This window comes from Microbispora sp. ATCC PTA-5024 (genome assembly GCF_000511135.2).
Taxonomy (GTDB): domain Bacteria; phylum Actinomycetota; class Actinomycetes; order Streptosporangiales; family Streptosporangiaceae; genus Microbispora; species Microbispora corallina.
In genome coordinates, this window is the sequence record NZ_KI866524.1 from 996,243 (window position 1) to 1,013,058 (window position 16,816).

At 72.7% G+C, this 16,816-nt stretch carries 17 protein-coding genes; 8 read left to right on the forward strand and 9 right to left on the reverse strand.

Going from position 1 to position 16,816, the window contains the following annotated elements; genetic code table 11:
- Positions 1-16: 16 nt before the first annotated feature.
- Both MPTA5024_RS25145 and MPTA5024_RS25150 read right to left on the reverse strand, forming a co-directional pair.
- Entirely contained in the window at positions 17-829 is an 813-nt protein-coding gene (locus tag MPTA5024_RS25145) for a hypothetical protein (protein WP_051458614.1), read from the reverse strand.
- The gene (locus MPTA5024_RS25150; protein ID WP_036328569.1) at positions 813-1,355 is read right to left on the reverse strand and encodes an RNA polymerase sigma factor; all 543 of its coding nucleotides are present in this window, start codon (positions 1,353-1,355) and stop codon (positions 813-815) included. Before MPTA5024_RS25150 ends, MPTA5024_RS25145 begins: the two co-directional genes overlap by 17 nt.
- A gap of 134 nt (positions 1,356-1,489) precedes the next feature.
- Between MPTA5024_RS25150 and MPTA5024_RS25155 the strand changes: the two genes are divergently transcribed.
- The 6 genes from MPTA5024_RS25155 (at position 1,490) to MPTA5024_RS41285 (ending at position 7,668) form a co-directional block, all read left to right on the forward strand.
- Positions 1,490-2,221 (forward strand): class I SAM-dependent methyltransferase, encoded by a 732-nt coding sequence (locus MPTA5024_RS25155; protein WP_036328571.1) that lies wholly within the window; start codon positions 1,490-1,492, stop codon positions 2,219-2,221.
- An 88-nt stretch (positions 2,222-2,309) separates the two neighbouring features.
- Positions 2,310-2,786: a hypothetical protein gene (locus MPTA5024_RS25160; RefSeq protein ID WP_036328573.1), complete on the forward strand. Its 477-nt coding sequence runs from the start codon at positions 2,310-2,312 to the stop codon at positions 2,784-2,786.
- A 292-nt stretch (positions 2,787-3,078) separates the two neighbouring features.
- On the forward strand, positions 3,079-3,777 hold the full coding sequence (locus MPTA5024_RS25165; protein ID WP_036328575.1) for a response regulator transcription factor: 699 nt from the start codon (positions 3,079-3,081) through the stop codon (positions 3,775-3,777).
- Entirely contained in the window at positions 3,777-5,162 is a 1,386-nt protein-coding gene (locus MPTA5024_RS25170) for a sensor histidine kinase (protein WP_036328577.1), read from the forward strand. Before MPTA5024_RS25165 ends, MPTA5024_RS25170 begins: the two co-directional genes overlap by 1 nt.
- A gap of 45 nt (positions 5,163-5,207) precedes the next feature.
- Complete coding sequence (locus MPTA5024_RS25175; protein ID WP_036328579.1) at positions 5,208-7,082, forward strand: acyl-CoA dehydrogenase family protein; 1,875 nt, start codon at positions 5,208-5,210, stop codon at positions 7,080-7,082.
- Positions 7,083-7,512: 430 nt separating this feature from the next.
- A complete protein-coding gene (locus tag MPTA5024_RS41285) occupies positions 7,513-7,668 on the forward strand; it encodes a hypothetical protein (protein ID WP_157099699.1) in 156 nt (51 codons plus the stop codon).
- Between the two features lie 54 nt (positions 7,669-7,722).
- On the opposite strand, the gene MPTA5024_RS25180 is transcribed toward MPTA5024_RS41285, so the two are convergent.
- From MPTA5024_RS25180 to MPTA5024_RS25200, 5 genes are all read right to left on the reverse strand, one after another.
- The gene (locus MPTA5024_RS25180) at positions 7,723-8,868 is read right to left on the reverse strand and encodes an acetyl-CoA C-acetyltransferase (RefSeq protein ID WP_036328581.1); all 1,146 of its coding nucleotides are present in this window, start codon (positions 8,866-8,868) and stop codon (positions 7,723-7,725) included.
- Positions 8,869-8,951: 83 nt separating this feature from the next.
- On the reverse strand, positions 8,952-10,043 hold the full coding sequence (locus MPTA5024_RS25185) for a hypothetical protein (protein ID WP_036328583.1): 1,092 nt from the start codon (positions 10,041-10,043) through the stop codon (positions 8,952-8,954).
- Positions 10,044-10,134: 91 nt separating this feature from the next.
- The gene (locus MPTA5024_RS25190) at positions 10,135-11,043 is read right to left on the reverse strand and encodes a class F sortase (RefSeq protein WP_036328586.1); all 909 of its coding nucleotides are present in this window, start codon (positions 11,041-11,043) and stop codon (positions 10,135-10,137) included.
- A gap of 9 nt (positions 11,044-11,052) precedes the next feature.
- Positions 11,053-11,937, reverse strand: coding sequence for a hypothetical protein (locus MPTA5024_RS25195; RefSeq protein ID WP_036328588.1), 885 nt, complete (start codon positions 11,935-11,937; stop codon positions 11,053-11,055).
- A 150-nt stretch (positions 11,938-12,087) separates the two neighbouring features.
- Positions 12,088-12,600, reverse strand: coding sequence for a hypothetical protein (locus tag MPTA5024_RS25200; protein ID WP_157099700.1), 513 nt, complete (start codon positions 12,598-12,600; stop codon positions 12,088-12,090).
- 7 nt (positions 12,601-12,607) lie between these two features.
- Here MPTA5024_RS25200 and MPTA5024_RS25205 point away from each other — a divergent pair, with 7 nt between their 5' ends.
- Together MPTA5024_RS25205 and MPTA5024_RS25215 are read left to right on the forward strand one after the other, a co-directional pair.
- Positions 12,608-13,261 carry a hypothetical protein gene (locus MPTA5024_RS25205; RefSeq protein WP_051458616.1) on the forward strand — a complete coding sequence of 218 codons (654 nt, stop codon included), beginning with the start codon at positions 12,608-12,610 and terminating at the stop codon, positions 13,259-13,261.
- A 270-nt stretch (positions 13,262-13,531) separates the two neighbouring features.
- Positions 13,532-14,284 (forward strand): hypothetical protein, encoded by a 753-nt coding sequence (locus tag MPTA5024_RS25215; RefSeq protein ID WP_157099701.1) that lies wholly within the window; start codon positions 13,532-13,534, stop codon positions 14,282-14,284.
- A 15-nt stretch (positions 14,285-14,299) separates the two neighbouring features.
- Here MPTA5024_RS25215 and MPTA5024_RS25220 read toward each other — a convergent pair whose 3' ends face one another.
- Positions 14,300-15,190 carry a class F sortase gene (locus tag MPTA5024_RS25220; protein ID WP_051458617.1) on the reverse strand — a complete coding sequence of 297 codons (891 nt, stop codon included), beginning with the start codon at positions 15,188-15,190 and terminating at the stop codon, positions 14,300-14,302.
- Between the two features lie 11 nt (positions 15,191-15,201).
- On the reverse strand, positions 15,202-16,626 hold the full coding sequence (locus MPTA5024_RS25225) for a hypothetical protein (RefSeq protein WP_157099702.1): 1,425 nt from the start codon (positions 16,624-16,626) through the stop codon (positions 15,202-15,204).
- Positions 16,627-16,816: the final 190 nt, after the last annotated feature.

The following is a 16,816-nucleotide window of genomic DNA, read 5'->3' on the forward strand; positions in this document are numbered from 1 at the left end:
GGCGCCGGCCGTACGGTCAGCGGACCGACGCGGCGATGCGAAGGGCGCCGGCGAGGTCCGGGCCCTCCAGGCGCAGGCCGACCGAGTGGCGCTGCCAGATGAGCGTGGGCCCGGCCACCCGTTCCTCACGCGGGACTCCCTGCGACGGCACGTACGAGACGCCGTGAGGTTGCTGGATCCACCAGCCCCGGATCTGCGGCTCTTCCTCCGGCCACGGCTCGCCCAGATCCTTGCGGAACACCACGCCCAGCGTGCCGTCGTACTCGTCGAGCCGGATCCCGGGCCAGAACAGGGTCACGACGCGTCCGCCGTCGGCCACGCGGACGTCGGCGGGCTCGGGCAGCGCCGACGGCACGGCCACCGGGAAGCGGACCGACGCCCGCGCCTCGTCGAGCGTCACCCGCCGCTCGCCCGGCAGCGGCCGCGGGACGCCCGTGGGCAGCGGCCCGGGCTCGCCCACGTGGATCTCGACCCCGGCGAACCGCAGCACCGACGCGACCGCGGCCCGGCCCTGCGGGGTGGCCCCGAGCAGCACGGCGAGGACGACGGCGACCCCGGCGGCGACCCGGCGCGGCGACGGCCGGAAGCGCCGCAGCATGCCCCACCGGTTCCGGTCCGCGCGCCCGGGTTCCGTGCCGGGCCCGCTCCCGGGGACCGCCTCGTGCCCCGGCGCCGCCTCGCGTTCCAGGCGGGCGCGGACGGCCCGGGCGACGCCGGAGGGAGGCGGGGCGGGAACGTCGAGGCTCTCGCCGAGCGCGAGGAGGTCGGCCTCCAGGTCCGCCAGGCGCTCGTCCGGGCGGTCGTCCGGGCGGTCAGGCGAGGAGCTCACGGCCCACCTCCTCTCGCAGGCGCTTCAGGCCGCGGAAGGCCCGGGACTTCACCGTGCCGAGCCGCACCTTGAGGACCTCGGCCGTCTCGGCCTCGGACAGCTGAAGGAAGTACCGGCAGACCAGCACCTCGCGTTCCCGCTCGGGCAGCCGCCGCACCGCGTCCAGCAGACGGCCGCGGCCGTCCGCGGCGACGGCGGCGTCCTGCGGGTCCTCCGGTCCGCCGGGCTCGCCCCGCGCCTCCAGACGCAGCCCTAGGTCCGCGCGACGGCCGCGCGAGCGGGTGACGTTGTGGGTCTCGTTGGCCACGATCCGCAGGAGCCAGGGCTTGAAGGCCGCCTCCCGCCGGAAGGTCGCGAGGTGGCGGAACGCCTTGACGAACGCCTCCTGCACCACGTCGTCGGCCTCGTCCCCCGCGCCCAGCAGGCTCGCCGTACGGTGGGCGGCCGCGCTGTACCGGGTGACCAGCACCTCGTAGGCGTCCAGGTCACCGGCCAGGGAACGTGCAACGGCCTCGTCGTCGTCCATAGGGGGATGAATCCGGTCGGGATGGGAGGTGAAGCCTACGATCGAGCGGGCATGCCGTCCAGAAGAACGCACACCGCCCGAACGGGCGGGCACTAGACTCTCCAAGACCGTCAGCCCGCGTAAACGAGGATCCTATGTCTGGATATGACCGTGTAGTTCAGCCGGCGGCCGGAGACGAGGCTCTCGAGAACCACCTCGGCGGCGACGAGGCCAAAAACTACCGGCAGTACGAGTTCGACATGGTCGCGCCGCACGTGGGCCGCTCGCTGCTGGAGATCGGGTCGGGGCTCGGACACTTCGCCGAGCAGTTCCTCCCCCGCCTCGACCGCCTGGTGGTCAGCGACTTCGACCCCTACTGCGTCGAGCAGCTGGAGAAGCGCTTCGCGGACCGCTCCGACGTGTCGGTGCTCCAGTTCGGGCTGCCGACCGAGATCCCGCTGGCCGAGCCGGTGGACACCGTCGTCATGATGAACGTCCTGGAGCACATCGAGGAGGACGCCGAGGCGCTGCGGTCGCTGGCGAAGGTGACGGCCCCGGGCGGCCGGATCGTGATCTGGGTGCCGGGCTACATGCAGCTCTACGGGGACTTCGACCGCAAGGTCGGCCACGTCACCCGCTACACCCCCGCCACGCTGCGCAAGACGGTGACCGAGGCCGGGCTGGGGATCGACGTGCTGAAGCCCATCAACTTCCTCGGCGGCATCGCCTGGTGGGCCGCCGTGCGGCGGGGCGGCGTCGGCTACCCCGACCCCCGGCTCGTGAAGATCTACGACCGCACCGTGGTGCCCACCACGCGGCTCATCGAGCGCTTCGTCCGGCCGCCGTTCGGACAGACGGTCTTCTGCGTGGCCCGCGTCCCGGGCTGACGACTCTCAGGGTTTTCCCATGAATCTCCTCCTCTAGGCCAAGCGGGGACCGCTTGTCTTAAACGGTCACCCGGCAGAGGAGTGCTGAATGAGGAAGCTGGCCATGGGCGCCGCGGCTGCGGCCGCCGCCGGCTTCCTCAGCGGCGGCGCCGCGCTCGTCGGCGGCCAGACCGGTGCGGCAGCGGCACCGGCCGCGTCGTACACCCGGCCCGGTCAGGCCGCCGGCGCCACGTCCGCCCTCCGCGCGCACCGGCGCACGGCCGGAATCCACGGCCAGGCCACGTTCCGTGCGAAGGGCGGCGCCTTCGTGGTGCGCACCTGGCAGCGCGGCACCGTGACCGCGCGGACGGCCGCCACCGTCACCGTCAGGAGCGCGGACGGCCTGTCCTGGACCTGGTCCACCGGCGCCTCTACCCGCGTGCGCCGGGACGGCGGCCGTTCGGCCCTGTCCGCCGTCGCCGTCGGCGACGACGCGACGGTCGTGGGCACGCCGGCCTCCTCTCCTTCCGGATACCCGGCCGCCACGGCCGTCGTCGTCCGGAACCGGACCGCTCAGGGGAACTGAGGGGATGGCAGGTGTGGGGCCTCCAGGTGCGACGGAGGCCCCGCACCTGCACAATGGGTGCTCCATGAGTGCGAGAAGAAGGCGAATCACCAGGCTCGAACGCGACCCCGAGCCGACAGGCGAGGGGGTGGCATGAGCGAGCGAAGCGAGCGAATCGACAAGCACAGCGCGATTCGCGAATGCGACCCCGAGCCGACAGGCGAGGGGGTGGCATGAGCGAGCGAAGCGAGCGAATCGACAAGCACAGCGCGATTCGCGAATGCGACCCCGAGCCGACAGGCGAGGGGGTGGCATGAGCGAGACGAGGATCCTCGTCGTGGAGGACGATCCGAACATCCGGGACGTCATCGACGTGGCCCTGCGCTTCCACGGTTTCCGCGTCACGGCGGTGGGGACCGGCAAGGGGGCGCTGGACGAGGTGAGCACGTCCCGGCCCGACCTGGTCGTCCTCGACGTCATGCTGCCGGACGTCGACGGGTTCGAGGTGTGCCGCCGGATCAGGGCCGACGGCGTCGGCGCTCCGGTGATCTTCCTGACGGCCCGCGACACGGTCGCCGACACGGTCAAGGGTCTGACCCTCGGCGGCGACGACTACGTCACCAAGCCGTTCTCGGTGGAGGCCCTCGTGGCCCGCATCCGCGCGGTGCTGCGGCGCACGACCGTGCCCGCAGAGGCCGAGCGTGCCAGCGGGAACCTGCTGCGCGTGGCCGACCTCGAGCTCGACGAGGGCCGGTGGGAGGTGCGCCGGGGCGGCGTCCCGGTGGAGCTGTCGCCGACCGAGTTCCGCCTGCTGGCCTTCCTCATGCAGCACGCCGGGCTCGTGCTGACCAAGCGTCAGCTGCTGGAGGAGGTCTGGGGGTACGGCGGGTCGTCGCAGGTCCTCGAGACGTACATCTCCTATCTGCGGCGCAAGCTCGATCCTCTCGGGCCCGCGCTGATCCACACGCAGCGCGGGATCGGCTATTCGCTGCGCCCGCCGCAGAGCCCGTGATGTCCCTGCGGACGCGCCTGCTCGCCGGCCTGCTGGGGGTGAGCGCCGTCCTGCTGGTGGTGCTCTCGTTCGTCAGCGTGGTCGTCCTGCGCGGGCACCTGCTGACCCGGCTGGAGGGGCAGGTCCTCGCCGCGACGGCCACGGCGGCCCGGCGGTTCGTGGACGAGGAGCCGGTCTCGCAGGCCCTGACGGGCTCCACCTACGCCGTCGCGTCGTACAACATCACGCTTGAGCGGGCCCGGCTGGTCAGCGGCGACGCGTCGGAGGCGTCGGAGGTGCCGCGGCTGGTGGAGGCCCTCGGCAAGCAGCGCCTGCTGGCCTACTCGACGCAGAGCAACACGTTCAGCCTCGACCCGACGGGACGATACGAGCTGATCGCGGCGGCGGCCCTGGCCCGCAGCGGCTACCGCCTGGTGATCGTGGCCGTGCCGATGGACGCGGTCGACGACCCGGTCCGGCATCTGGTGCTCAGCGAGCTGGTCACGGGCGGGTTCCTCATCCTGTTCCTCGCGGTGGGCGGGCGGCTGCTGATCGCGAGCGGCCTCGGGCCCCTCGAGAAGATGGCGGTCACCGCGCATCGGGTGGCCGAGGGCGGCGATCTGTCGGAGCGGATGCCCGAGGGCTCGACGGAGATCGGCAGGCTGGGCGGGGCGATCAACCTGATGCTCGACCGCATCGGCGAGGCGTTCCGCGACCGGGGGGCGTCGGAGGAGCGGGTCCGCCGGTTCGCCGCCGACGCCTCGCACGAACTGCGCACGCCGCTGTCCACGATCAGCGGGTACGCCGAGCTGTACCGGGCCGGGGCGATCCCCCCGGAGGACCTGCCGAAGATCATGGGCAGGATCGAGGGCGAGGCGGGGCGGATGGGCCGCCTGGTCGGCGAGATGCTGGAGCTCGCCCGCCTCGACCGCGGGGCCGTGCTGGAACGCTCGGAGACCGATCTGTCGGAGATCGCGCGGGAGGTGGCCGCGGATTCCACGGCCCTCGACTCGGGGCACCCGATCGCGGTCGACGCGCCGCACCCGGTGGTCGCGGTCGTCGACGACGCCCGGATCCGGCAAGTGCTGGTCAACCTGCTGGGCAACGTCCGCGCCCACACGCCCGAGGGCACCCCGGCGACGGTGCGGGTGTTCAGGACGGACGACGCGGTGGCGCTGGAGGTGGCCGACAAGGGGCCGGGGATGCCGCCCGAGCAGGCGTCCCGGGCGTTCGACCGGTTCCAGCGGGGCGAGGAGCGACTGTCGGACGGCGCCGGTCTCGGCCTGTCGATCGTCAAGGCCATCGCCGAGGCGCACGGCGGCCGCTGCCACATCATCTCCTCCCCCGGAGGCGGCACGGTCGTAAGCATCGAACTTCCCGCGATGCAGGAGGCTACTGGCGGGTAGGTATCGGGCATGGCTTCGTGAGCAGGGACCGTGAGGAGGTCGCCGATGACCGATTACGCCAGGGCCCGAGAGGTCGCCGAGCAGGCCCGCGAGACGGAGTGGACGCGCCCGAGCTTCGGCAGGCAGCTCTTCCTGGGCGACTTCCGGCTCGATCTGGTCCATCCCGCCCCTCGTCTCACCGAGGAGGCCGTCAAGAAGGGCGACGACTTCCTCCGTGCCCTCCGCCGGTTCCTGCAGGACAAGGTCGACCCCGCCCTCATCGAGCGCACCGCGCGCATCCCGGACGAGGTGGTCAAGGGCCTGGGGGCCATCGGCGCCTTCGGCATGACGATCGAGGAGGAGTACGGCGGCCTCGGGCTGAGCCACCTCTACTACAGCAAGGCGCTCCAGATGGTGGCGTCGTACTCCCCCGCGCTGAGCGCGCTGCTGTCGGCCCACCAGTCGATCGGCGTCCCCCAGCCGCTGCGGCTGTTCGGCACGCCGGAGCAGAAGCAGCGGTTCCTGCCCCGGTGCGCCGCCGGGGAGATCTCGGCGTTCCTGCTGACCGAGCCGGACGTGGGCTCCGACCCGGCGCGGCTCGGCACGACCGCCGTCCGGGACGGCGACGCGTACGTCATCGACGGCGTGAAGCTCTGGACCACGAACGGCGTGGTGGCCGACCTGCTCGTCGTCATGGCCAGGACCGGCGCCAAGATCTCGGCGTTCGTCGTCGAGGCCGACTCGCCCGGCATCACGGTCGAGCGGCGCAACGCGTTCATGGGCCTGCGCGGCATCGAGAACGGGGTGACCCGCTTCCACCAGGTCCGCGTCCCCGCCGACAACCTCATCGGCCGCGAGGGGCAGGGCCTGAAGATCGCCCTGACCACGCTGAACACCGGCCGCCTGTCGCTGCCCGCCACCTGCGCGGGCGCGGCGAAGTGGGCCGCCGGGATCGCCCGCGAGTGGGGCACGGCCCGTGTCCAGTGGGGCCGCCCGATCGGCGAGCACGAGGCGGTGGCCGGCAAGATCGCGTTCATCGCCGCGACGGCGTACGCCGTGGAGGCCGTCGTCGACCTGTGCAGCCGTCTCGCGGACGACGAGCGCAACGACATCCGGATCGAGGCGGCCCTGGCGAAGCTGTACGGGTCGGAGATGGCGTGGCGGGCGGCCGACGAGCTGGTTCAGATCCGGGGCGGGCGCGGCTACGAGACCGCGGAGTCGCTGCACGCCCGGGGCGAGCGCGGCGTTCCTGCCGAGCAGATGCTCCGCGACCTGCGGATCAACCGCATCTTCGAGGGATCCACTGAGATCATGCACCTGCTGATCGCCCGGGAGGCCGTGGACGCCCACCTGTCGGTCGCCGGCGAGCTCATCGATCCCAAGGCCGGGATCAGGGCGAAGGGCCGCGCCGCCACCCGGGCCGGCGGCTTCTACGCCCGATGGCTGCCGAGCCTGCTGGCCGGGCCGGGACAGCTGCCGAGCTCGTACGCCGAGTTCGGCCCGCTCGCCCAGCACCTGCGGTACGTCGAGCGGACCAGCCGCAAGCTCGCCAGGTCCACGTTCTACGGCATGTCGCGCTGGCAGGGGCGGCTGGAGCACAAGCAGGGCTTCCTCGCCCGGATCGTCGACATCGGCGCGGAGCTGTTCGCGATCACGGCGGTGTGCGTGCGGGCCCAGGAGGACGGGGCCGAGCTCGGCCGCCGGCCGTACGAGCTGGCGGACGCGTTCTGCCGCCAGGCGCGCGTGCGGGCCGAGGCGCTGTTCGACCGCCTGTGGGACAACACCGACAGCGCGGACGTGCGGCTGACCCGGCGGGTGCTGGAGGGGCGGTACGCCTTCCTGGAGGACGGCGTGCTCGACCCCTCGCTCGACGGACCCTGGATCGCGGCGCAGCGGCCCGGTCCGTCGGAGGCGGAGGACGTCCACCGGCACGTCCGCTGATCGTCACGAGCCTGGAACACGCGTGGACCGCCCCCCGCGTCGAGGGGGCGGTCCACGGTGTCTCCTTGGAGATCAGACGTCGTAGCACCACATCCAGCCGTAACCGGAGACGTGGCAGCGGTACCAGCCGTCGCCCGGCTGCATCGCCTGCGCCGGGCTCGACATCACGCCGAAGGTCGCGACCGCGACGGCGGACGTGGCGAGGAGCGCGGCGGAGCGGGTGAGGGTGCGGCGGGAAAACCTGTTGGGCCGCGGCCGGGCGGGCTGTTACGGTCGCGGCATGTGGATTCTGTACGGCGACCGCTGATCCGCCGGGCGTCCCCGCACGCCCGACCGGTCGCGCCTCAGCTTTCTGGCCCTGTCCTTCCCGACGCGGCGGCTGAGTGACGGCACCTCGGTGCCGCGTCCCGTACGTACAAGGAGATTCCGCATGCCTGCTCACCCCTACGCCAAGCGCGGCAAGGACCAGCCGCGCACACCGCAGCCGCAGCCCAAGCACGGATTCCCGCCGGCGCGTCAGACGCCGGCGCCGCCCATGCCGGCCCGCCCGATCCGGGCGCCGCGCCGCATTCCCCGCACCAAGTGACGGAGAAGGGCACCCCGGGGCCGGCCCGGGGTGCCCTTCTCATGTCCTGCGAGGTCAGAGACGCTCGATGATCGTGACGTTGGCCTGGCCGCCGCCCTCGCACATCGTCTGCAGGCCGTACCGGCCGCCGGTGCGCTCCAGCTCGTGCAGCAGCTTGGTCATCAGGATCGCGCCGGTGCCGCCGAGCGGGTGGCCGAGGGCGATGGCGCCGCCGTTCGGGTTGGTGCGCTCCGGGTCCGCGCCGATCTCCTTGAGCCAGGCCAGCGGAACCGGGGCGAACGCCTCGTTGATCTCGACGACGTCGATCTGGTCGATGCTCAGGCCGGCCCTCTTCAGCGCCTTCTGGGTCGCCGGGATGGGCGCGGTCAGCATGTAGACCGGGTCGTCCCCGACCAGCGACAGCGTGACGATCCGGGCGCGCGGGGTCAGGTTGTGCTCCCGCACCGCCTGCTCGGAGGCGATGAGCACGGCGCCCGAGCCGTCCGAGATCTGCGACGAGGTGGCCGCGGTGATCCGGCCGCCCTCCCGGAGGGTCTTCAGCTCGGCCATCTTCTCGAGCGTGGTGTCGGGACGGGGGCCCTCGTCGTCCTCCACGCCGTTGATCGGCGCGATCTGCTCCTTGAAGTGGCCGTTCGCGATGGCCTTGGCCGCCCGCTGGTGGCTCTCGTAGGCGTACCGGTCCAGCTCCTCGCGGCTGAAGCCCCACTTCTCGCACATCAGCTCGGCGCCGCGGAACTGGGAGATCTCCTGCTTGCCGTACCGCTCCACCCACTTGTCGCCGAACGGGAACGGCATTCCCTTCTCCAGGGCCGCCGTGATGCTCGACCCCATGGGCACGATCGACATCGACTCGACGCCGGCCGCGACGACCAGGTCCTGCGTCCCGGACAGCACCCCCTGGGCCGCGAAGTGCACGGCCTGCTGCGAGGAGCCGCACTGACGGTCGATCGTGACGCCCGGGACGGTCTCCGGCAGGCCCGCGCTCAGCCACGCGTTCCGGGCGATGTCCATCGACTGCGGGCCGAACTGCATGACACAGCCCATGATCACGTCGTCCACCGCGGCCGGATCGACGCCGGTGCGCTCGACGAGCGCGGCTAGGGTGTGAGCGGCAAGGTCGGTCGGATGGACCGTGGACAGCCCGCCCTTCTTCTTGCCGACCGGGGTCCGGACCGCCCCGACGATGTACGCCTCTGCCACAGTGCCTCCATAGGAAACCGAGCAATGTTCGGTCAATGAGAGGTTACATCAGAACTTTCGTCTGCGGACGGTCCGGGTGGGCGTCAGGCGTACCGCCCGGGCAACACGTCCTCGGCCTCCCCGAGCTGGAACGCCCCGGAGTCCGCGGCGATCCCCTGGAGGCGGTCGGCAAGGGTCAGCGCCAGCGTGGCGCGGGCGAGCATGGCCTCCTCGGCGTCGGCCGACCCGGTCTCCGGGCCGTACGCGAGGTCGTCCTCGTCCTCGGACGCCTCCCCGGACGCCTCTTCGGACGGCTCCTCGGGCTCCTCGGTCTCGTCGCTCTCCGGCCCGCCGCCCGCGCCGTCTAGCGCCGCGCCGTCGACCGTCGCGCCGTCGACCGTCGCGCCGTCCTGCGCCGTCGCAGTCGCCTCGTCGTCCGCCGTCCCGTCCCGCTGACCGTGCTCCCCCGCGGCCTCCAGATCTTCTACGGCTCTCGCATCCACGTCGGCCACCTCGACGGCCTCGGCGGGCGGCCGGGGCGGCAGCGGGGAGACCCGCAGGACGGCGACCTCCGTCAGGTACGGCCAGCGGACCCCGACGGCCGGAGGGACCCGGTGGCCCTCCTCCACGGTGACGACCGTGTCCGCCCCGGCGTACACGTCGGTCACCCGCCCCTGGCGGATCGCGACGTGCACGATGCCGTCGACCAGCTCGCCGTCCGGCCACCGGGCGCTGTCGAGCTCGTTGACCGGGCGCAGCAGCCCGGCGAGGACGGGCAGCGTCTCCTCCGGCGTCGGCGCGGCCGGCAGGTAGACCACGGGGTAGCGCCGCTCGTCCTCGACCGGGTCGGTCGGCTCGCCCTGGCAGAGCGACCAGCCGCCCAGCCGGTAGGCGATGCCCTCGGCCAGGGTCTTGTCGAAGAAGTCGACGGGCAGCGGGCCCTCGGCGGCGATCCGGCAGGCCCACAGCCGCTCCTCGCCCTCGACGCCGAGCTTGGCCAGCATGTCGACGCCGAGCTCGACGGCGGGGAGGATGCGCGAGCCGCCCGCGAGGATTCCGTCGCCGTCGGGCCTGGCGGCGGGGTCGGCGAGCTGGGCGATGGCCAGCAGCGTCTTGGGGTCCGGGCGGGCGGGAAGCAGGACCGTCGGTCCCGTCCTCAGCCGGCCGGGCAGCAGAAGATTCGAGAACCAGCCCACGGGCCCTCCTCATGATCGGTCGAAGAGACGATAGCCCCACGGACCGCGATCCACATGCCCTTCGGGAAGGGTCCCCCGTCCGGTCGTGTCCCTAGGATTTGGCCTTGGCGAGATGCGTGCTCGTCATCGTCGCGTACACGATGACGTTGTCGACATAATGGCCGGTCGTACGGTTGTAGGCACCCCCGCAGGTGATGAGCCGCAACTCCGCGTTGGCCGCCTGCCCGTAGACGCGGTTGGTCGGGAAGGTCTGCTTGTTCGCCTGCTCGACGCCGCCCACCATGAACACGGCGACCGTGCCGTCCATGCGGGTCACCTCGATCTGGTCGCCGTACCGCAGCTCGTGCAGGCGGCTGAAGACGGCGCTGCGGGTGGTGGTGTCCTTGTGACCGAGCATGACGGCGGGCCCGGCCTCGCCCGGGGTGGGTCCGCCGCGGTACCAGCCAACGAGGTTGGCGTTGTTGATCGGCGGTGTCTCGATCGCCCCGGTCTTGTCCGTGCCGACCGAGACGATCGGCGCGTTGATCCCGAGCTTGCGGATGATGAGCCGCTTCGGCGAGGACGGCTGCATGGCCGGCGCCGCGGGAGCCGGCGGCGCCGGCGGGGGCGCCGTGGGCACGGCCTGGGTGAGCGCCTGCCCCGGGCCGCCCGGACCGACGCTCGGCGCGAGGCCGCCCTGCCCCTTGGCCAGGTTGAGGCCCGTCCGCTCGGGCGGGGCGTACTCGTCGGGCGAGCTGACCATGAAGACGGCACCGAGGACGACGGTCACCAGACCGACCACGGCCGCCAGGATGAGCACGCCGCGGATCGCCTGCGTGCCGCCGCCCCTCGGCTCCTCGGGCTCCTGCGGCGGCGGCTGGACCTGGGGCAGCATGACCGGCTGGTAGACCGGCGGGCCCCACACCGGCTGGGGATGCCCGTGCAGGCGGGGGTCGTAGGGCACGCCGTACGGCGGCTGCCCGGGCTGACCCGGTGGGTACTGTCCAGGCGGCGTCGTCACGACCCCGTCCTACTGCCGCACGGGCCGCCGGCGGGCCCGCATCATGAGGCCGCCCGTGGCCGCGGCGAGCATCAGGCCGGTGCCGGTGAGGACGAGGACCCGCCCGTCCGGGCCCGCCTCGCCGCCGCCGCCCGTCGCGGCGCCGCCGCCGGGCGTGTGGGTGACCTGCCCCGAGCGCCGCGACTTGGACGGGCTCGCCGTGACGGTCTCGTACACCGTCCGGGTGTGCCGCGGAGTGGGGCTCGTCGAGGTGCTGGGCGAGGTGCTCGCCGACGGCGTCGAGGACGCCGTCCCGACGGCGACCGTCGCGACCGCCGGCAGCGTGGACACCCCGGTCGTCGAGATCTTGCAGTCGTAGAGCAGCTCGGGCGTCGTGGAGCCGCTCGCGGCCGAGCCGAGCAGGTTCAGCTTGAAGTCCCTCGCCGTGAGGACGACCGCCGTCGCGCCCGTGGACGGCGTGACCGTGATCGTCGCCACGGGGAGGGCCCCCATGGGCGAGCCGACGGGCGTCGAACCGAGCGAGGCGGAGGGGGACGGCGTGGACACCCCTGCGGCGCCCGAGGCCGAAATCGACGGCTCGACCTGAATCCACTTGTCCGCCCCGATGGCCACGGGCGCGGGCAGCGCGGAGGCCCCGGACGACAGCGTCAGCGTCGCGGTGAAGGCGGTGCCGACCGCGGCGCTGCCGTTCGCGGTCAGCGACACCGTGAAGTCGTGCGTGACGGCGGCGCCCGACGACGGGGTGCACGTGTAGCTAACCGTCTTGGTGTCGGCGTGCGCGCTGACGACCGCCAGACCGCCGAGGAGGACGCCCGCGCTGACCACTCCGGCCCCGGCGGCCCTCCGGACGACTCGGCCGCGTGCCTTGGACTTCAGCACTGACTTCTCTCCCATCCCGGATCCCCGCAGTAACAGGCGTACCAGCATTCCAGCATACGGTCACGGTCAGGTAGAGATCCTACGGACAAAGCCCCCCTAATGGCCTCTCTCTGCCGGGAATCCGTCATAGAACGGTCAAGGAAGGCTGCTTCCGGCGTACGGGTCCTAGACATGGCGCACGCCTCGCGCCGACGTCCGCGAGCCGGATCTGCGCAGCATGAGGCCGCCGGACGCGGAGGCGGCCATCAGGACGGCGCCGGCGAGCACGAAGATCCGTCCGTCGGGGCCGATCTCGCCGCCGCCGCCGGTCTGCGCGCCGCCCAGCGGAGTCCGGGAGATCTGGGCCGTCGTCCGGTGGGTGACGGTCGCGGTCGACGACACGGTCGAGGTGACCGTCGTGGTCGCCGACGCCGTGGTGGTCTCCGTGACCGTCTCGGTCGGGGCGGGAGAGTCGCCGCCGCCGTCGTCCGTGCCGTCGTCGCTCGGCGTGGCGCTCGGGCTCGTGCCGGCGGACGACACGATCGTGAGGGCGACCGAGGCCCGCGAGCCGGACTCGGGAGCGGTGCAGGTGTAGAGGTCGTGGGTGGTCGTCCCGCCCTGCGGTGCGAGTTCCAGCCCGAAGTCGCCGGCCACCACGCCCACCGTCCCCACGGCGGTCGGCGTGAGGGTGATCACCATGTCGGGGATGGGCGCCAGCGTGGCCGTGGCCGGCACGGCGGTGCTGACGGCGGCCGAGGCGACGGGCGTCACGGTGACCGCCGGCACGGCGGCCGAGAACGGGTCGCCGGTCGTGTCCGTCGCCTCCGGGCTCGAGGAGCCGGTCCCCGCGCCGCCCGGCGAGGACGCGGTGTCCGCGGGCGTTCCAGAGTCGGTGGGCGTTCCGGAGTCGGTGGGCGTTCCAGAGTCGGTGGGCGTTCCGCTGTCGGCCGCGGCGTCCGAGAACTCGGAGCCGGTGCCGTCGCCCGACGGCGTGGTGCCGCTGCTAGAAGGGCTCGGGCTGGACGGGCTCGGAGACGGAGACGCGCCGGACGGGCTCGTGCTGCTCGACGGGCTCGTGCTGCTCGACGGGGACGGGCTGCCGCTGCTCGACGGCGTCGGGCTCGCGCCGCCCGCGACCGGGTCTCCGGTGGCCTCGGCGGTCCCCTCGGCCACGATCACGTCGCCGCTCGCGAGGCTCGTCCCCGCGACCATCGGCGACTGCCCGGTGCCGGGGCTGCCGGGCGTGATCCTCCAGGTGATCTGCGCGGTCTGCCCGGGCGTCACGCCGTCGGGGGCCTGGAGGGCGACGGTGACGGGGTACGTCGCGGTCGCCGTGCCGCCGAGGGCGGTGCAGGAATAGAGGACGGTGGCGGAGCCGTCCTGCGCGAGCACCGGCCAGGCCATCAGCGCGATCGCACCGGCTCCCGCCGCCGCGGCCGCTCGCATGGCGATGCGCCGCCGCGCACTTCTGTGCCGGGCGCTCACGTTGGGCACAGCTGTCTCTCCCACCACCGCGGTCACGATCAAGCGGGCCCAGTCTTCCAGGCTTTGACCGCGGTCATCGCCAAAAGCGAACTTATGCCAGGAAACACTCAGGGAACCTTCACGGCATTCCCGGTGTATCGGGTGCATGAGACGACTACTCGTGGCGCTCGCCGCAGTGGCGGCGATCCTGGCATGGGCGCCTCCCGCGTACGCGGGGAACTGGGCGGTGACCGAGCTCGACCCGCTCCCCTCCCGGATGGAGCCCGGGGTGGCCTACACGGTCGGCTACTGGGTCCTCCAGCACGGCACCCACCCGTTCGACGGCACGGCCGCGGAGCTCGGCACCACCGGACTTCGCATCGTCGGGGAGAACGACAAGGCCGTCACGTTCGCCGGCACGCGACTGCCGGAGCCGGCCCACTACGCCGTCACGATCATCCTGCCGCCGGGCGTCTGGCGGTTGCAGGGCGTCCAGGGCGTCTTCGGGACGTGCGAACTCGGCCTGCTCACCGTGCCGGGCGGACTGCGGCCGGTGCCGCCGGAGTTCCCCGCCGCGCCCGGCGGGGAGGTCAAGGACTACTGGGGCGACGCGAAGCCGCCCGGCTTCCCGTGGTCGTCGACTCCGGTCGCGGCCGCTCCCGCGACACCGGCGGCCACGCCGGCCGCACCCACGCCGGCCACGCCGGCCACGCCGGCCACGCCGGCCACGCCGGCCACGCCAGCGAAAGCTCCCTCGGCGTCCGGCGGCGTGCCGTACCCGCTGGCCGCCGTCCTCGTCCTGGCGGCGGGCGCGGCGGCGCTGCTCACCCGCAGGGGAGCCGGACGGCGGGCGGAAGACGACGCCGCGGAGCCGGACGGCCCGGCTCAGGACGTGATCACGATCGGTCGGGGAGGCTGACCCCGGCCGTGAACGTCACTTGCCCTGCACGCCGGTCAGCGTCGCGTACACGATGATGTTGTCGGTGTAGCTGTGCCGCTTGGCGTTGAAGACGCCGCCGCAGGTCACCAGCCGGAGCGAGGCCGTGATCGTGTTGCCGTAGACGCGCTTGGTGGGGAACGTCGTCTTCCCCACCTGCTCGACGCCGTCGACCGTGAAGATCGCGATCTTCCCGTCGGCGCGCAGCACCGAGATCTTGTTGCCCCGCTTCAGCTCGTGCAGGCGGCTGAAAACGGCCGCGCCCGTACGGGTGTTCACGTGGCCCAGGATGATCGCCGGCCCCTGGTCGCCGGGGGCCGGGCCGAGGCGGTACCAGCCGGTGAGGCTCGGCCGGCTCAGCGGCGGCGCCTGGATCTCACCGGACTTCTGCACGCCGACGGCCCCGACCTTCGCCTTGACGCCGATGGACGGGATGCTGATCTTGACTGGCCGGCTGGACGTCTTCAGCGCCGTGGCCGTCTTCGACGACGAGGACGAGGATGTCGGGACGTTCACCGGCAGCGACGAGGACGAGGCGGTGGTCGTCGTCAGCGACAGCGGCGGGAACGGCTGGAGCGCGGGCGCCGGCGGCGGGGCCGTCGGGTCGGCCGCCGTCAGCGGCACTCCCGGGCCGCCCGGGCCGACGGTCGGCGGCAGGAACGCGACGTTCCCCGCGTCCTGGACGGTCGTCTGGTACCCGGGCACCTCCTCCGTCCCGGAGGAGGGCGCGAGGACGGCCAGCATGCCGGCCATCACGGCCACGATGCCGCCGAACGACCCGGCCACGAGCAGCGTCGCGAGGACGGGCTGCGGGAGCGACCGGCGCTTCGCGGGCGTCGCGGGCTGCTGAGGCTGGGAGGCCTGGCCTTCGGGAGGAGTGGCGGTCATCGTGATCCTCCTCAGACCGTGAGGTTCCGGTCGCCCGAGTGGGCCGCCCTGCGCCTGAGCAGGGCCACCCCGCTGAACACGCCGATCACCAGCATCACGCCGCCCGACCCGACGAGCAGCGGGCCGGACGCGGAGGTGCGGACCGGCTCCTCACCGGTCTGCGCCCCGCCCTTGGGGGTGACCCGCACCTGCGCCACGGTCGGCGTGGCGGTCAGCGTGACGGTCGTGGTCGCCGTCGGCGTCGGGCTTCCCTGCACCACCACCGCGACGACCTGGCTCTGCGACTGGGACGGAGTCGAGCTCGGTGACCCGGAGGCGGCCGAGCCGCTCGGGCTGGGCGAACCGGACGGAGGAGGCGTGGAGCCACTGGGGTCCGGCGAACCGCTGGGAGAGCCCGAGGAAGACGGGCTCGTGGGCGGGGTCGTCCCGCCGCCACCGTCGCCGCCGCCGATCGTCACCCGGACGGCCGTCGGCTTCTTGGTCGGCGTGCACACCGCCTGGAGCTGCTTCGGCGGGGTCATGATCTGCTCGGTGACGACGCGGAAGCCGTCCACCATGGCCCACTTGGCGTCCAGCTTCTTCACCGTGAGCGTGTGCTGCTTGTACGGCAGGCCGCGCATGCCCCACAGCGTGTGGTTGCCCTGGTTGGCGACCACCACCGGGTTCCCGTTCTCGTCCTTCGAGGCGTCCGCCGTGGCCGGGATGCCCGGCTTGCCGTCGATCGCGAACTGCACCTGCCCGGCGCGGTAGTCCTGCTCGGTGATGAAGTCGACGCCCGTGCCGGTGAAGGGGAAGGACACCTCCGCGCCGGACACCTCACTCGCGTGGACGTCCTCGTGGATGTCCTTGAACTGCGGCGCGCGGTCGTTGTAGTCGGCCCAGTCGGAGCCGACGTACCCGATCGAGGGGTCGTCGTCGTTGACGACCGTCTCGGACGCCGGCGGGGTGAAGTCGATGAACAGCTTCTTGGGCACCAGCTCCAGCGTCCCGGCCTGGGTCGTGGACACCGCGCCGGAGATCAGCTCCGGCAGCTCGATCGGCCCGCCGTTCTGCAGCAGCGCCTGGTCCTTGTAGCCGAGGGAGTTGAGCTCTCCGTTCCACAGGTCGCCGCTGATCCCGGAGACGCCGGTCGCCGACAGGCGGGCGCCGGGCTGGAACAGGCCGGGCGACAGGAACCGCGTGCCGTCCCGGTAGGCGACGCCCCAGCGGACGTCGAGCGGCTGGCCCACGGCCAAGGCGGTCTGCAGCGTGAGCGTGACCTTGAGGTTGACCGGCGTGGGCGCCACGCCCTGGGGGCCGGAGACGCACGTGTAGTTGAGGTCGATCTCGACCGCCTCGGCCCTGGCCGAGGTCAGGGGCAGCGCGAGGAGCACCCCTCCGGCCACGCTCACGACCGCGGCGGCGAGCGTGCGCCGCCCCGCTCTCCACCGAACCACGACGCGCTCCGATCGGGAAGCCTGGCCCCACGGGCAAGAACAGCAAACCGAGGCTAGATCTTACGGGTTACGTCAGGGGCTTATGGGGTGTAATCGTCGATGGTGGCGGAGTTGTAATCGACTCGTCCACTAACGTGACGAGCCGCGACAATCGACCCCGAGAGACTAGAATCGTATTCTGGCCGCGGCA

What these genes read in the sequence shown, in the direction of transcription:
- MPTA5024_RS25205 (WP_051458616.1), top strand. Translation starts at nt 12,608, where the DNA reads ATGGGCGCCAGCGTGGCCGTGGCCGGCACGGCGGTGCTGACGGCGGCC.
- MPTA5024_RS25170 (WP_036328577.1), top strand. Translation starts at nt 3,777, where the DNA reads ATGTCCCTGCGGACGCGCCTGCTCGCCGGCCTGCTGGGGGTGAGCGCC.
- MPTA5024_RS25175 (WP_036328579.1), top strand. Translation starts at nt 5,208, where the DNA reads ATGACCGATTACGCCAGGGCCCGAGAGGTCGCCGAGCAGGCCCGCGAG.
- MPTA5024_RS25195 (WP_036328588.1), bottom strand. Translation starts at nt 11,937, where the DNA reads ATGGGAGAGAAGTCAGTGCTGAAGTCCAAGGCACGCGGCCGAGTCGTC.
- MPTA5024_RS25220 (WP_051458617.1), bottom strand. Translation starts at nt 15,190, where the DNA reads ATGACCGCCACTCCTCCCGAAGGCCAGGCCTCCCAGCCTCAGCAGCCC.
- MPTA5024_RS41285 (WP_157099699.1), top strand. Translation starts at nt 7,513, where the DNA reads ATGCCTGCTCACCCCTACGCCAAGCGCGGCAAGGACCAGCCGCGCACA.
- MPTA5024_RS25200 (WP_157099700.1), bottom strand. Translation starts at nt 12,600, where the DNA reads ATGGTGATCACCCTCACGCCGACCGCCGTGGGGACGGTGGGCGTGGTG.
- MPTA5024_RS25160 (WP_036328573.1), top strand. Translation starts at nt 2,310, where the DNA reads ATGAGGAAGCTGGCCATGGGCGCCGCGGCTGCGGCCGCCGCCGGCTTC.
- MPTA5024_RS25150 (WP_036328569.1), bottom strand. Translation starts at nt 1,355, where the DNA reads ATGGACGACGACGAGGCCGTTGCACGTTCCCTGGCCGGTGACCTGGAC.
- MPTA5024_RS25155 (WP_036328571.1), top strand. Translation starts at nt 1,490, where the DNA reads ATGTCTGGATATGACCGTGTAGTTCAGCCGGCGGCCGGAGACGAGGCT.
- MPTA5024_RS25165 (WP_036328575.1), top strand. Translation starts at nt 3,079, where the DNA reads ATGAGCGAGACGAGGATCCTCGTCGTGGAGGACGATCCGAACATCCGG.
- MPTA5024_RS25215 (WP_157099701.1), top strand. Translation starts at nt 13,532, where the DNA reads ATGAGACGACTACTCGTGGCGCTCGCCGCAGTGGCGGCGATCCTGGCA.